Consider the following 16,353-nt stretch of genomic DNA (forward strand, 5'->3'; position numbering starts at 1 on the left):
GGGCGGGAATTATGTGACTGAAAGCGGTGGGACTTTCGATTTTTCAATCTTACAGGGGAATTGCCGACGATGGCAAAAGGTGAAATCCGCCGGTCAAAACTTGGTCGGCTGCTTACAAGTCTGTCCGCAGCGGGATTGATCGTCGCCGTTGCCTTGGGAGCAGGAACAGCCCGGGCCGAGACGCCGTCGAAGCCGCTTTCGGCCAATGACGTGTCCATCCTGTTTCCTCCACCGAAAGCACCAGCAGACCTCGTCAATCTGATCGCAATCTCCGATCTCGCCGGCCCCACTGGGGCTCCGCAGCGGCTTTTGTCCGATGAGGATTTTTCGCGTTTCATTGCAAACGCCGAAAATCCAGAACGCCACGGCGTGCCGGACTCGGGCACGCGCCGCATTCAGCTGCCTGATATCGTGAAAAAGATCGATGCCTGGTTCGTTGCGGGCATCCGGATCGATCCGGGAGCCCCGGGATTATCTGCTGATGTCATCGCCCAGTTTGGCCGGCAACCGCAAATCCGCCTGATCATTCAGCCAGTGACCAATGGACCCGAAGGGTTCAAGGTCCATGACACTGCCGGTCATCTTATCTTCAGTTTCAACCTCGAGCCTGATTCACCTCTTGATGGTTGTGCGCCATTCCCGCGATTTAAACCTGACGACCAAGCCTTCAAGGCAATCGTCCGTGACGTCGCATCTCTGCGTGATCAACTTGCGGCGGGAAAGTTCGGCAATGTCAAGGTCTCAACTGCCGGTGACATGAACGTGCACCCGGGCCTTATCGGTGCATCCGCAAAACCGTTTCGTGATGCGGTTAAAGCTTTGCTGGAAAAGCATCTCTCGCCGCAGCGCCTCAACACCATGGCTGTCATGGGGATTTCACCGCCCGAACCCTGGGTTTTCGTCTCGATGCTGAGGGTCCCCCAGGCCCGGTTAATACCAGTGCCTGGCCCGACGCTCGACGGCCTTCATGCCGCGCAGATGTTTAGCATCGTAGGCCACACGCACGTGGTCCCGCGGCCGGTCACGAACAACCAGAATCCAACGACGTGTCGCCACGCGGCGCTGCAGAATCCTCCCTTGCCGCTTGCCAATCGTAAGGGTGTTTCGACAGCCGATTTCATCGATGCCAAGGTCGCCAATAGCCGCGTACTCGAGATCGTCAATGTCATTGCCGATACGAAGAAGAGTCATTTCTTCAATACGGACTGCGTGAGCTGTCACACCGAAACCGCGCAGCCGCTGGCCAGGAAAGTGCAAGGCTTCGCGGTGTCCGGCGTAAACCGAGCCGTTCTACCGAAAGAAGACTGGAATGTTCGCAATTTCGGTTGGTTCCCCTCATTCTTGCATGGTGGCCCAGCGGCCGCGACCATAACGCGACGCGCGGCAGCCGAGACCGCTGACGTCGTCAGCTTCATCAATAGCCAATTGCTGAACAAGTAATAGCCGCCATTGCTGGCTGGCGCGCACGCGCGGCGGCAGGCGCATTTGAGATTAAGGAGATTTCGGGATGGGGGCACGTTCGTTCAACTCTTGGGTGGGTGGCGTGGTGAGGCGGTGGCCTCATGTCGCCGGTCTGTTGTTTGCGATTGTGTTCGTCGTGGCGGCGTCAATAGGGATTGCGTATTTCGTACCGGAGAAGCTTCGCGATGCGGCGCTCAAGGTCAAGAATGACGCAAATCTGGTTGCCCAATTGCTGCCCGCGACGCTGCCAGCGCCATCGAAGATCGATAGCGCATACTGGCTGCCGCAGAACTGGAGTGCGCAGCAGCGTTACTGGTTCCACCACACGTCCCAAGGCACGGCGACTATTCCTGTGCCCTATAGATGGTTCCTGGCTCTAGAACGTCCTGAGTTGTCGATCCGTTACACGAGCCTGACGGACAACGAGTATCTGCGACGCCTTGGCTTCATCCCAAGTCCGAGCTCAAAGGACTTTGACGCTAGCTCACCTGCGTACGGCTACCAGGAGGATGCCAAGGGCGTTAGCGCCACTTGGACAGCGAGCACGCCTGACAATGCAAATGGTTTGCCTGTAGGTTTCGCGATCCTGAAAGGGGGCGTCGACCCGACAACGGGAGGCTTCTACGAAGATCAGATCGGACTAACCTGCGCAGCCTGTCATACCGGTCATCTCGAATACAAGAATGTCAGCATCCGCTTTGATGGTGGGCCTGCGATGGTCAATCTCGGCGAGGTTGAACGGGTCATTGGGCTATCGATCGGCTATACGCTGATGTTGCCGTGGCGGTTTGAGCGCTTCGCCGACCGGCTGGAAAGCATTGAAGGTCGAAGCGTCGACCGCAAGAAGCTTCGAGGTGATCTGGAGCTCGCATTTCAAAAGATCAAGAAGCAAAAGGCCGCAAACGATAGCCTTTTGACGGGGCAGGGCGTCACGAATCTCGACGAGGGTTTCGGTCGGCTTGATGCCTTGAACCGGATCGGCAACCAGGTCTTCTACACAAATTTTCTCGATCCAGCGACCGGAGAACTCCCAGATCCGCTCCTCAAGGGCAACTTCGCGCGCAACGACGCTCCTGTGAGTTTTCCGCCAATCTGGGACACGCCGTACTTCCTTTGGGCGCAGTATGACGCCTCCGTTCTCAACGAGCTTGTTCGCAATTCGGGTGAAGCGCTCGGCGTCAGCGCGAAAATCAATATGAGGGCACCCGCGCCGGGACGGCCGCTATTTGAATCATCCATTCATCTATCGGACATTGCGCGATTCGAGGAGCTTTTGCGCGGTACCGATCCCTTTTCGTCGGCGGAGGCAAGCGGCAGAAAGTTCAATGGGCTTGTCGCGCCACGATGGAAGGATGCGCAGAACAGGTTTCGAGGCGACCCGGCCTGGGCCATCGACGAAAAACTCGTTGAGAAAGGCCGCGATCTTTATCGCTCGCACTGCTTTGAATGCCACCGAGGGCCGGTCAATGATCCCGCATTCGACGCAAAGTGGCCGGAGGATTCGTTCTGGAAGCCGGAGAACCCGGATCGCTCTGCCAAGGGCGAGAAGAATTGGGTGGAGATCGGTGGACGCCACTATTTCAACGTCGCTCAGCTGCCGGTGAACGCGATCGGCACTGATCGTCAACAATCCAATGTCCTGACGACTCGGCGTGTTCACTTACCTGCGTCACTCGGCCTCAATCCGATCGATGACCTGAACAAAGTCTGGGGATGCGGCCTTCCGGCCGATCCGGCGCCAAACCCCTTATTCGTGCTCGCGCTGATGGATGTCGTGGGCAAGACGATCGATCAATGGAACCACGCGAACGACTCTTCCGATAAATCCAAGCAGCAGATGTGGGGGCCGAGGAAGAATTGCCAAAACCCGCGAGCATACATTGGAGCGCGGGTGCGCCGTAATGGCAAGGACGAAGATGTCCTTGCCCTTGAACCTCAGTACCGGGCGCGTCCGCTGGACGGTGTTTGGGCAACAGCTCCGTATCTGCACAACGGGTCCGTGCCGACGCTCAAGGACATGTTATTGCCGCAGGGCCGGCGGCCGAGCTCTTTCTGCGTGGGCAGCCGCAAATTCGATCCTGTTGACGTCGGGCTCGTTGCGAAAGTACGAGCGAGCGACGCCTGCGCGGCCGGCCTGACGGATTTCAACGTATCTTTGCTTGGGAATAGCAATCGCGGGCATTCTTTTGAGGGCAAGGAAACCGACATCACGAAGCTGCCGCCTGGGGTCATCGGGCCAGAATTGACCGACGCCGAACGGCGGGCGCTTCTAGAGTATTTGAAGACGCTGTAAGGAGGCCGTCACCCTGGAAGCTCGGCGCTCGTCGCCCGACGCCAGAACCAAGTCGATCTTTTTGGGAACGCCTCGTAAACTCATCCGCCTATTGAGGACATGTCACTCAATGTCCTGCGAGGGAGTTGCCGGACTTCCCTTCGAGGATCGGATGACGGCGGCGGTCCTTGATTCGGTTGCGGGTCATGCCGGGCCGGCCGGGCTTGGCTGATTAATTCGATCAGAAGGCTGAACTCTGGCCAGGATCAGAGCCTTGATCAGGAGTAGAGCCCCGATCTTCTTCGGTGCTGCTAAGTCAGGAGGTGCTCCCGCGCTCGAGCTGGGTGCAGAGTGCGCAGACGTGTACTCGGAACGTGAACTGGATCGCGCGCGCGGGCTAGTCTAGCGTCATCGACAGAGCTTGTCGGGTCCACGACATCGAATAAATCGCCGATCATTGATGATGCGCCACGAGCGGACATGTTCAACCGCGAGGCCAGCTTAGCGCGGACAAGACCATCAGGCTATCGAACGACTTGCCCGAGTATGTCGATAATCTTCGCTAAAGACACCAGACTTGATGACGCGCGACGTTCTTCATGTATGATCATGCAACCTTAAGTGAAGAGGTTTAAAAGCCATTTCCGTCGCCGTTCACATTGGCAATTGACAATATTTATGTCGTGAAATGCGCCGTTCAGTGCAGTCATTGCACCGCTCCATTGGAGGAGACCTTCTATGCTCAACTCCGAAACCATCGCCTGTCTCCGTCGAATTCTGGATGAAGTTTGCCAGGAGTTGCCGCGTGACGAGACCGGCATCCGAGCGCACGTCGCTTCCAAAATTCTAGAAGCCGCCTCTCGCGGCGAGACGTCCGTCGAAGTTCTCAGGCAAGTTGGGCGGAACGCCTTGACCAGTGCTCCCTCGATGTGGCTACAGCAAGGTTCTCGTCGATCTTCATCCGAAAGTAGCGGTGCCGGCGAACCTACCGGCTCAACCAAACTGGATTAAGCATGCCGATCCGAATCCATCAGCAAAATCCCGCGGAGCTGGAAGCATTCAGGGAGCGCGCCGTCGTGGAAGCTGATCCGGAATGGCTATGCGCCCGAGACAGCATGGGTCGCCGTAAACCGATTCAATTCAGGGACTGGCCAGCGGGTCTCGCGAAGCGGGATCATAGCGGCATCCGACGACTGACCAAGCAATCCGCAAGGAACATGGTGCGCAGAGACGGCGACCAGCGCAAGTTCGAGTAAACTATTCTAGCTGAAAAAAGGTGGCACGGAAGCGCGCCTGAGGCTCAAGGGAAAAATATCAGGCCTGACGATGTCGCGTCGACGGATTAGAACCATTGAGCAATCTGTCGCGAACCGCCACACCGGCCCGAGCGAGGCCTCCGACTGCTACAGGCAGCGCTGTGGTGACTTCGAATCGGATCGCGCGGAGAGTGCTGGATACTCGCCGAAGATCTTCCGGAGCGGGCCCTGCACGAAGGCTTGTGGTGATCGAGCGCGAAGGGGTGACGTGATACAATGCGCGGCGGCTGAGCTGATCAGCGACCCAACCGCAGCAGCGCGAACGGAAAGGGCGAGAAAACCGGCAAGCGTCGGCTGCTTGCATCGCACAGTCGGGTAGGTGGCGCCGATCAAGGTGAGATTTCGCTCTCATCCTGTTTGTCGCGCACAGCCTCGCCATCCTGCAGCTCTCACGAACAAGTGCGTCAAGACGGTTGCGTCGGTGGTCGCGCATGACGTCAGAGAGGCTGGGAGGCGCGCAACTGACAAGAAGTCAGTTCGGGCGTATGCACCGGGCGGATCGTTCCGGTCGACCGCAGGTTGCTTGTGAACCATCGGTGACCGTCTGCTTTAGTATCGAAGCTAACCAACTCGAGTTTGATGTCACTTCGGGGCTCTTCTTCGAGTTCGAGAGCTTCCCGCCTGCGCTGCTCTCGTGAAGTGGACCCCGAAAATCGGACCGGTTGACTAATTGGATTTTGGGCCGTTCCGTCACAACCGACGGAGCGGAGAATGACGCAGAGGACGAGACGGAAGATTGACGCGGCGCTGAAGGCGAAGATCGCGCTGGAGGCGCTGCGGGAGCATGCGACGGTGGCCGATCTGGCGCAGCGCTATCAGGTGCACCCGAACCAGATTTACGCTTGGAAGAAGCAGCTTCTGGATCAGGCGGCGCGGGCGTTCGAGAGCGGCAGCGACGGCGCAGCCGGACACGAGCGCGAGATTGAGAAGCTGCACGCCAAGATCGGGCAGTTGATCATCGAGCGGGATTTTTTAGCGAAGAGGTCCGGAAGATGAGCGCCCCGGATCGCCGCGTGCTCGTCGACCGCAACCATGGAGAGCTGTCGGTGCGCCGGCAGTGCCAGCTGCTCGGCGTCGCCCGCTCAAGCGTCTATCGGCCGCGACCTGCCGCCAACGACGATGACGATCCGGCGCTGATGCGGCGGATCGATGAACTGTTCACGAGTTGGCCGTTCCTCGGCTCGCGGCGGGTGACGGCGATGCTGCGCGCCGAGGGCCATGCCATCAATCGCAAGCGCGTGCAGCGGCTGATGCGCAAGATGGGGATCGCGGCGCTCGGGTCGAAGCCCCGCACCAGCAAGCCCGCGCCGGGGCACAAGATCTTCCCCTATCTGCTGCGGGGCCTCGCGATCGAGCGCCCCAACCAGGTCTGGTGCGCCGACATCACCTACGTTCCGATCGGTCGCGGCTTCCTTTATCTCGTGGCGATCATGGACTGGGCGAGCCGGGCGGTGCTGGCGTGGCGGCTATCGAACACGATGGACGTGTCCTTCTGCGTCGCTGCGCTGCAGGAAGCCTTTGCCCGCTTCGGGCGGCCGGAGATCTTCAACACCGACCAGGGCAGCCAGTTCACCAGCGCCGCCTTCACCGGCGCGCTGATGGCGGCCGACGTGCGCATCTCGATGGACGGCCGCGGCCGCTGGATGGACAACGTGTTCATCGAGCGGCTGTGGCGCTCGCTCAAGCACGAGGACATCTACCTCAAAGGCTACGCCGACGGCCGCGAGGCCCACGCCGGCGTCGCTTCGTGGCTCGCGTTTTACAACGCCGTGCGCCCCCACCAAGCCTTGGCCAATCGCACGCCGATGGAGGTGTGGCACGAAGGCATGGCCGCCGGTCTGGCTGTGGACATGACGCTGCGCTTGGACAACGCTGCCGCGTTGCCCACATGCCCACAGCCGCAGCAACAACAGCAGACAGCGCTGTTCGCAGCGTGATATCAGGAGATCGGAGCGGTCGAGAATCCAACTAACAAACCGGTCTCGTGGTCCCACGCATGGGGTCCACTTCACAGCCATAGCCCCTGATAGCTCGACGCGCTATTGACCGTCCGAACGGTCGTCGAGCCACATCCGGCAAAGTTCACGGTAAAACTGATGGCTGCGCCTTGATTGGTCTGAGCAAGCCAGCCAGTTACTGCTTGAGGTTCGTCGCAGCTGCTGCTTGCATTGTTTGTATAGGTGCGGGAGATCGCGCCTGTATTCTGGTCAAAGCTGTTGATGCTTAGTGTTCAGCATTTGGTTGGGCCATGGCCAGATAGGTTGCGCCTCTGCCGGAATCACTAGTCCCACTCCAAAGCATTCACGGGGTCATTCCCAAGCCTCCTACGACATCGTCCACTCCACCGAGCTCCGTAAGGAGCCAATCATCCGTCCATAAACAGGCGTCGTCCAATTTTATGAGAGCGCTCAAATTGAACGCCGCTTTGCCCCGCGTCCTTTTCATTGCGCAGAGCCAAGCTGCTAACAGCCCCGCCCGGTGAAGCCCTTATCTTAAGCGGCATAATGAGACCGATCTGCCAAGCGGACCAGCAAGGCTCAAAGCACAATTTCGCGCCGCGCGAGCTGCTTACAAGCAGCTTTGGCTGCACATGCAAGTAAGCTTAATGGAGTTTACTGCGGCTTGTGACGAACCTTAGGTTTTGAGCGGGGCTTTGTTGCGGCGATGAGCATCTTGCACGATGGCTCGGCCGCGTGGGTGCGTTGTTACGCTGCCGGTGCATTCTTTCATCGTCTTCTCTGAAATAGCGCATTTTTGGTGCGTGTGTGATCGTGATCACGCGCCTTGCAGTTGTTAGAGGAGAGGAAGGCAGGGCGATCATTAGGAAGATGGACCGGGGCTTATGATCTTAGATCCGACGCTGCCTTCAGCCGTGCTGCCAATAGTGGAGCAAAAATAGCCTGCCAGAATTTGCGGCTTGCAATGTGAGAGCGCGAAGTCGCTGCATTGTCTCGGGGAGCGCACGGTATTCCTGCGCGGTCCCGCGCTCTGTCTCTATTCTGTGCGGTCAACTGCCAGGAAGCCAAAACAAGCTGCGCTCCGTAAGGAAAATCTACGCCTCCGGACCGAGCCAAGAACGTAGGTCTCAGCCCTGACGACCTGCATTCGATGATGAGCGCAGATTTCGCAAATCGAGGGATTGAGTCCGTTGTTTAGCTGCAATGGGAATTGCAGCGTTCGAATTTTGCGCGGCTTTCCTGCTCGGCAAGAAGAACAACCCAATAAACCAGCCGACGAAAAGACGACGCGCATTGGACAACTCCAAGTCGCGAGGAAGTGATTGCAGACCCGTTGAGGTAGTTGAAGATATAATATACGACTTAAGAGAGAATTGGTTTACCGAAGCGAGGCGTCCTGTCGTACCTCGCTTCGCGAGGGCAGGCCGCGAACGAGTCCGATTCTTGTCGTGCGGATGAGGCCATGCCGGTCGCGTGAGGTGACGACGCAATCGTTATTCGCGGATTTTCCAAGCACGAGTTCTGAGACGAGGCGAACGTTACGCAAGCTCGAAAAGAAAGCTGGTTTCGTTTCATGGACCGGACATGGATTGCGTCTATGATCTGCACTGTTGATCAGGCAGCAAATCGATTTGGTGGCCCTATATGCAATGTCCTTCGATGGGAACGGCAATGGCCGCGTCGGCACGCAGAGGGAGTCAGATCCTAAGATGCTGGTGGTGTGTATCAAAAGTCAGCCGCCTAATTGTGCGGCGTGGTGACCCAGGCTCAGACAATTCGGATGCGGGTCCTCGACGGCCTTGCCGCGATTGTCGCCAGACACGACCACCAAACACGGGGCTTGTTTTAAACATCCACAGAGAGGCGCCGTCATGAGTGGCACAATGACCATTGATAACGTCATCCCGCGAGCAGACATCGTCAAGCACGCGGACCGGCTTGGTGCCGAAATCAAGAACATTACGCTGTCGGACGATTTGCCTGACGAGGTCATCGAAGCCTTCAACCGGCTGCTGCTAGAGCATAAGGTCATCTTCTTCCGTGATCAGGGACATTTCGATGATGCCCAGCAACAGCGTTTTGTGCTCCGGCTTGGCTCGCTGATACGCAATCCCACAATGCTGGCCACAAGGGGAGGCTTAACAATCCGGAAGACGCTCCCTGATGGCGCGCGCGATCATGTCGATCAGATGGACGGTGATGACGTCTCCAATGCCGACGTCTTCAGTGCCGCCCGCCCAGCAATTTCAGTGCTGCGAGGTGCAGCGATCCCAACTTTTGGCGGGGAGATCGCTTGGTCAAGCTCGGTGGCCGCTTATCTTGACCTTCCCGATCCGCTGCGGATGCTTGCCGATAACCTCTGGGCTGTGCGTTTCGCCGCATTCGATCACACTGCGACGGATGGGGCTACCGAAGCCGACAGGAAGGACGTATCCACCGGAGCGATCTACGAAACGGCACATCCGATCGTTCGTGTTCATCCCGAGACTGGCGAACGCATGCTCTCGCTCGGTCGTTCCGTGCAGAACTTTGTCGGCCTGCAGCGCTATCCCAGCCAAAGGCTGTTCGAACTTCTGCAATCCTATCTCACCGCCCCGCAGAACACCCTGTGCTGGAATTGGAAATCTGGCGACGTCGCAATCTGGGACAATCGCGCGATTGAGGCGTACCCCGTGAACAAAATTGGCAGTCCTCATTTGGCCATGGACCAGCTTGCGATTGACACCGGCGTATCGCACATCAAGAGGCTGAAATCACGGGCCGCTGAGGCTGCCTAGCAGTGTCCGCACAAGACGCTGGCGGTCCAAGGCTAAGTTGCGGCCCTGCAATGTCGAGCGGAGCCGGGCCTTCGAGCTTATCCCGGCAGGACCGGCGAACCGGCGCGGGCAATCTGCCTCTTTTGGGCGCGCTGGTCGCATAGCTTGGGCATGCTGCGCGGTTCACTGGAGCCGGTCCCGATCAAAGCGGATTGCATCCGCAATGACGTACGTAGTTGGCACGTTCTTCAGGAGTGGACATGTTCGGGGTCGCCCGATGAGATCCAGAGGGCGCCGCGGTTCTGGCCTGGGCCTGCCGCAACAGTTCTTTGGGGTTGGCGAATGCGATCTCGATCGGCTTGAGATCCGGGCCGTAGGGCGGCAGGAAGAGTAGGCCGGCGCCTGCGATGAGCAAGCCCTCTTCGTTCTTCTGGCTCGACAGATTGTGAGGATCATGGTGTCGCCCCGGCGCAGTACGGCGAGGAGAATTTGCTCGACATAGGCCAGGAAGTACTCGGCCTTGATCGGGCCGTCGCCCACGAAAGATGCAATCAGCCCTTTGCAGGTGAGACCCGCAACGAACGTGGTCGTCTTCCAATGGCCGTTCGGCCCATCGCCGATGGCGCGTGGGCTGACATCGGCCCAGGCGTAACGACGTGCCATCAGCTACGCCGCAGTTCCAGCGAGCCAATCCCGCTGCCGCTTCATCGCGGAACGTCGATCCGCGCCGGTCGGCAAAGCTGCTGTGCGGCGCGTTTCCGCGAATCCCACACCCAATGGATCGCGCTCGCTACCCCGGAAAGTCCGTGCCGCCTGAAAGACCGCCCTTAGCCACGGCCTCGCTCACCCAAATCGGAAGAGTCGCCGATGCGCCACCCCGCCAGCCTCTTCCGCGCCTCGAGGATGAATCACGGTTCGCCTGATTTGGCTATCCCTTGGGATTCAAGTCTATCTCAACACGCCCTCATGGCTGCGACCTAGGTTCGCGGTCGCGCCGCTAACCTCAGCGCACACCAGGCGAGTACCGGTGCACCTTCCTCAACTCTCGAGCCCGATAGTCCTCACCACACTAGGTAGGTATCGATCCACTGTTGATACTGTATTGTAGACGGGGAAGATCGCATTGAATTAAACCGCGATGATAAGGGCATACGAGGTGCGGCAATGGAAACCACAGCTAATCCGCTGGATTGCAGAGCACACGTGTTGAAGTTCATTGAAGAAACGCGCGTGGTTAGCGACAATGAGCTGCAAGCCAACAACATCACGCCTTATCACGTCACAAAGTTTTATCGCGAACAAATTCTCAAAAGCGGTTACTACGATCAGCTGAAGTACGTCGTCCAGCCCTCAGTCGAGGAGTTCGAGAGCCCGGGCACTTTGGATACGAGCGGCGAGCACGACAACACGGTCGCGCCGGGACTCCAGCACAAGTACGCCCAGACCGGTTTATTGCTGGTGACGGAACGCTGCGGCTCATATTGCCGTTACTGTTTTCGCAAGCGCATTGTGGGCAAGGCTTCGGATGAAATCGCACCGGATTTGGACCAGGCCGCGCAATATATTGCGCGCCATCCTGAGATGACGAACGTACTTCTTTCCGGAGGTGACCCGTTCGTGCTCAGCACCACCAAACTGAACAAGATCGTTGACCACCTGCTGTCAATAAACCATTTGAATTCCATCAGATTTGGCACAAGAATGCTGGCCTATGAGCCAAGGCGGTTTGCGGATTCCGCTCTATCGGCCTTATTCAAGCGTATCCACAAGGCGGGTAAAACCCCAATGATCGTCGCGCATTTCGATCACGTAGGTGAGATCTCATGCGAGGCGGAGCACAAAGTTCGCGCCTTGCGAGCACAGGGCGTGCAATTCCTTAATCAGTCGGTGCTTCTCGCCAAAGTCAACGACGATCCGGAGATATTGGCGGCGACCTTCGCCAAATGCCACGAAATCGGAGTGCGACCTTACTACTTATTTCAGGCGAGGCCCGTGAAGGGTGCGTCGCACTTCCAAGTCCCACTGCGGCGGGGACTAGAGATAGTACGCGGCATCAACCAACGTCTGAGCGGGATCGAGAAGACATTTAAATACATCATGTCCCATTACACAGGAAAAATAGAGCTTTTGGACTTAGGCCAGGATGGCCGGGTGTATATGCGCTACCACCAGAATAAAGTTACTGAGAAGATCGGAACGATCTTTTCCCGACCGCACGTCGCGACAGCCTGCTGGCTTGATGATCTGCCCGAACAATGAAATCTAACGCGCGCGCTCCAGCCCACGGGTCGGAGCGAGTGCGGTACGCCGGCCGCCCCACGAAGCGAATTCAAGTTCAGCCGCCGGCGGCGCGCCCCGGTCTCAAGCGTAGAAAGGCTCGGATGCCGCTCGACTATCCCGCTGCACTGAACTTAAGGACCTGTGGAGCTCGCTATTCCTGGACTGACAGGGAGGTAATGCTCTATGCACTTGGAGTTGGCATGGGCTCAGATCCGCTGAAGGAGGAGGAGCTACAATTTGTCAACGAAGCATTTGCAACTTCGAAGCCATTAAAGGTGATCCCGACGTTTGCTTCCGTCTGCGTTTGGGGCGCACGCCCCGGAGTCATTGACCTCAATCGCGTCATGGTGGTTGACGGCGAACGCGACATTACGTTTCACAAGCCAATGCCCGTCGCAGCGAACGTGACGGCGGACGCGCGTGTGAGGGGAATTTATGACAAGGGTAAGGAGAAAGGCGCGATCGTTCAGAACGAGGTGGTGGTCAGAGAGGGGAGCGGCGACAAGATCGTCACAATCCTTTCGTCGACATTCGCGAGAGGTGACGGCGGCTTTGGTGGGCCATCGGAGGGGATGCCGGAGCCGCACCAGGTGCCCCGCCGAGCACCAGATAGATCACTCGATATCCCGACCCGACCTGACCAAGCCCTGATCTATCGTCTTTCTGGCGACCGAAACCCCTTGCACAGTGATCCGGAGTTCGCCTGTCGAGCCGGTTTTTCAAGACCCATTCTGCACGGAATGTGCACGTATGGGCTGACCTGCAGAGCCGTCCTGCAGAGCTATGCCGACTACGATCCGTCTGCTTTTCATCGTCATCGCGCCCGCTTTTCGGCGCCCGTGTTCCCGGGAGAAGTTGTTACCGTCAATCTCTGGAAGGACGGTAATTCGATCTCCTTCGAAGCTTGCGTGAGAGAGCGTCGGGTTACGGTCGTCAAGAATGGGCAGACGGTGCTACACTGAGCAGGGTTCGGACCGTTCCTTGTAACCTATCCGGCTGCGAGTTTGTCGCACTCTTTTAGCGGTTATTGCCAACATGCATGAAAGGCGGCAACGTCTGCATAGATGGGCTGCGCAACGAACCTGAGGCGTTCGGAGCACTCCAACTGCGGCCCTCAAGGGCGGGCCATTCGGCTGATCGCGCGCGAGGACCTCAACCGACGGCGGTGCGTCTTCTCGTAGTCCTCGAAGCCAGGTAAACGCGCGAGGCCACGCCGAAGCGCGCTTGAACTCCCTAGAGAAGTGGCGCAAGCTTGCAGAACGGAAAGAGCATGCGATCTCAAATGCGTCCCTCAACGAGAGACAGTCGACGAGCGGCGAAGAAATAGACCGATCTCATTGAGCAGTCTGCCGAACGTTGTATCACTTGTCAGCACAGGGTTTCTGGATCGTACGCATGGAGCAGTTAAATTCCTAGCAGCAGTCAGGGGCCGAAGACACGCCTTCCAGGCTATAGCGGTTAAACTGAAGAGTTGAACCATTCGGCCCTTGGCTGTTGGGGCGCAGAGTTCGCCATGAGGCAAGATTTCCGATTGACTGCTGCATGAGCCTTGCGAACATTAGAATGGCGTCCTTGTGATAAGCCTCGGCGGATTTTGGGTGTGGGACTAGCGCGTTAGCTAGGCGACGGCACGTGCCGCAAGAAAGGGTTTGGGAATGTGATGCATTGCACAAAAGCGATGCACGCGCACGTGACCTGCTTCCGGTCCCCAAGCATCAACAATGAAGAAGGAAGTTGCACTACTGATCACGATATCGTATCGCCGCCATCTGGGAGGATGAAGGATGTCGTCCGGGAGAAGGTGCCTTAAGGCCGTTGGCGACATGCAAGCAACCGCCGTCAACGACCACGGTGCGCGTTTTCAGATAGGCGGAGATGACAGAGGCTTCGCTGTGGACGCCACAGCCTAGACATTTCGTCTTGACAGGATAGATGTCGGCCATCTCACGAGGCACGATTGTGCAATCCAGGTCGATCGAATTGATAATCGCCTTCTTGCTTGTCTTGGAGGCGCGGCGTTCCTGTAATTCGGTGACATCATCAATTCGCCCACCTCACATTGAAGACTGGTACGAACCTACGCATCATACCTAATAATGAAGACCGTGCTGTCACCTTTATCAGCATCGAGCGAATAATGCCTTCTGCTCTCTTGCGCGACAACTATGCTCGAAGCATCATGAGCCTGCAACCCGTGTGCGTAGCAGTAGACGACAGCATCTAGTGGAAGCGCGACAATATACGATCCATGCTGCAAACCCTGCGCGCCTTCAGTTTTGAGTCATTCGGACGGCGAAATGGTCGTCGTCAGCGTGCCGGCTATGCCATCAGCGGTGAAGCATCGCGTTCAGCCGCAGCGGGTACGACCTGCGATCCTAGGAAGCAGCTGAAATAAGCTGTCGCGCCGTATCTTACATACACCAATTGCATGCCAGTTGTTTGGTTCACGACATGTCCGGAACAAAACGCCGACAGTGCGACCAGTGCCGACGGTACAAGAAGCTCGCCACTGTGTTCTTTGCTGGGGTCGGCTGATGTGCGGAGCGGCATGCCGATTGCTTTAGACTTGAACGACTGTCACAGGCGCTGAGCCTATCGAAAGATGGGGCGGCGTGAATTGTCGCACGTATGGAGTGCTGGTAGCGGAGAGGCAGCTCGAATACCGGCCCCCGAAACGCGGCGTTTCGCTCCGAGGATGCTTCATCTCTCGAAGCCTCAAGACGCTGGGGCTCTTCGTCGTCCCGGTCCGCCCATGACACTGAACAAGCTAAGAGCTCTTGAATGCAAAAAAGTCGGATCGACCTTGCGGCCATTCTCGACCTTGACTCGATCGGGATTGACCTATTTCGCGGCAATAGCCCGAGCGCGAGGGAGCAACGGGTATTCGGTGGCCTGGTCATCGGACAAGCGATGTTTGCAGCATGTCGCACAGTCAAAGCCCGGCTGCCGCATTCACTACATTGCTACTTCATCCACAGCGGTGATCCTCAGGTACCCTTGATCTACAAGGTCGAGCGCCTGCGCGACGGTAAAAGTTATTCGACCCGGCGCGTCACGGCATTGCAGCGCGGTAGCACAATCGTTTCGATGATAGTCTCCTTTCATAAGGGTGAGGAAGGCGCGTTCGAACACCAGGATAAAATGCCGGAGGTGCCAGGGCCTGAGCATTTCGCAGCTGAGGAATTGTCGAAGCAATCACTATATCCGGATCTACCGGAAATTGTTCGCCGCTACTATGAACCTGATCGTCCGGTCGAGCTTCGTCCCGTCGAGATCGGCCGGTATGTTGGCCAGAAGATCGAGGGCGGAAGAGTTCATATGTGGATGAAGGCCGCGACGAAGCTGCCCGATGATCCGGCGCTGCACATTTGCGCACTGGCCTATGCCTCGGATTTGTCGCTGCTGGATGCCGTGATGGCGCGCTATGGGCGTACGCTGTTCGATGGACGCATTCTGTCCGGAAGTCTTGACCACGCAATGTGGTTTCATCGCCCCTTCCGTGCCGATGATTGGCTGCTCTATGCCAAGGATTCGCCAAGCGCGCAGAGCGGCCGCGGCCTCGCTCGTGGGCTGATCTTTAGGCGCGACGGCACGCTGGTGGCTTCGGTCGCCCAGGAGGGCTCGGTGCGCGAGCGACGCTGAGCTTGCGCAGCGCGGGGGAAAGTGTGGCTTGAGCCAGCGAGCGCAAGCTGCCCGTCCATGCTGCTTGCAAGCGTGCCTTCCCGAGAAACAAAGGAGTGGATCAATGACCATTGGATACCTGGCAAATCACATCGCCTCTTGGCAGGCGACTCTCGGTACGGTCTCCCCGACGCTCAGGACCTTTCATTCTGCGATGAAGTCTACGGTGTTAGGACTTTACTCCGTTCATAAACACATTCGTCGCGCCGTTGGCCGATCCACTTTCGGCAGGAAAATGGTTGACCATGCGTCTGCGCAACCATCGTAGGAGGCCCGCTATAAACCGCGGTGTACATCGCGCCAACTCGAGCCGCACACTGGTTCGCTCGAAGTGCTTCACAATGCTTTTCGCTTTGAATACGCCGTAAACAAGACTGGGTGTTCGCTCTTGTCGTAATTGGTTCAGGTGCTTTGCTGGGACATGATCCTCACTAGGCTAGCTATCGCCCGAATGCTTAGCTCGTCAGCTCTGAAACTACTAAACCCGGCAGTTGTGACGTCCGTCTCTGAGCGCTTCAGTGTTTAATGCTGAGGGCTGGGGGCCGCCGGCTACGAAGCAGACCGGGGTCTATCCGATCGCAGAGTGTCGACGCGAAGTCGCTCGAGAGAGGAAAAGGCGCAGGCACGGT

The 16,353-nt window shown here is 57.8% G+C and carries 8 protein-coding genes; 7 read left to right on the top strand and 1 reads right to left on the bottom strand.

Annotated features, from left to right (window positions below):
* The first annotated feature begins 69 nt into the window (after window positions 1-69).
* From XH87_RS00120 to XH87_RS00135, 3 genes are all read left to right on the top strand, one after another.
* A complete protein-coding gene (locus XH87_RS00120) occupies window positions 70-1,440 on the top strand; it encodes a hypothetical protein (protein ID WP_271585687.1) in 1,371 nt (456 codons plus the stop codon).
* A 67-nt stretch (window positions 1,441-1,507) separates the two neighbouring features.
* Window positions 1,508-3,754: a di-heme-cytochrome C peroxidase gene (locus XH87_RS00125; RefSeq protein WP_271585688.1), complete on the top strand. Its 2,247-nt coding sequence runs from the start codon at window positions 1,508-1,510 to the stop codon at window positions 3,752-3,754.
* A gap of 2,006 nt (window positions 3,755-5,760) precedes the next feature.
* A protein-coding gene (locus tag XH87_RS00135) for an IS3 family transposase (RefSeq protein ID WP_442868223.1) occupies window positions 5,761-6,986 on the top strand; the annotation gives its coding sequence in 2 pieces (ribosomal slippage) (window positions 5,761-6,025 and window positions 6,025-6,986; 1,227 coding nt in all).
* A 71-nt stretch (window positions 6,987-7,057) separates the two neighbouring features.
* Here XH87_RS00135 and XH87_RS00140 read toward each other — a convergent pair.
* Window positions 7,058-7,270: an avidin/streptavidin family protein gene (locus XH87_RS00140; protein WP_333909168.1), complete on the bottom strand. Its 213-nt coding sequence runs from the start codon at window positions 7,268-7,270 to the stop codon at window positions 7,058-7,060.
* Between the two features lie 1,620 nt (window positions 7,271-8,890).
* Here XH87_RS00140 and XH87_RS00145 point away from each other — a divergent pair.
* From XH87_RS00145 to XH87_RS00160, 4 genes are all read left to right on the top strand, one after another.
* Entirely contained in the window at window positions 8,891-9,784 is an 894-nt protein-coding gene (locus XH87_RS00145; RefSeq protein ID WP_271585689.1) for a TauD/TfdA dioxygenase family protein, read from the top strand.
* A 1,143-nt stretch (window positions 9,785-10,927) separates the two neighbouring features.
* Entirely contained in the window at window positions 10,928-12,022 is a 1,095-nt protein-coding gene (locus XH87_RS00150; protein ID WP_271585690.1) for a KamA family radical SAM protein, read from the top strand.
* Window positions 12,023-12,144: 122 nt separating this feature from the next.
* Window positions 12,145-13,005 carry a MaoC/PaaZ C-terminal domain-containing protein gene (locus XH87_RS00155; protein ID WP_271585691.1) on the top strand — a complete coding sequence of 287 codons (861 nt, stop codon included), beginning with the start codon at window positions 12,145-12,147 and terminating at the stop codon, window positions 13,003-13,005.
* A 1,819-nt stretch (window positions 13,006-14,824) separates the two neighbouring features.
* Complete coding sequence (locus XH87_RS00160; RefSeq protein WP_271585692.1) at window positions 14,825-15,685, top strand: acyl-CoA thioesterase; 861 nt, start codon at window positions 14,825-14,827, stop codon at window positions 15,683-15,685.
* The last annotated feature ends 668 nt before the right edge of the window (window positions 15,686-16,353 follow it).

The sequence above is a fragment of the Bradyrhizobium sp. CCBAU 53415 genome (genome assembly GCF_028128735.1).
GTDB lineage: Bacteria > Pseudomonadota > Alphaproteobacteria > Rhizobiales > Xanthobacteraceae > Bradyrhizobium.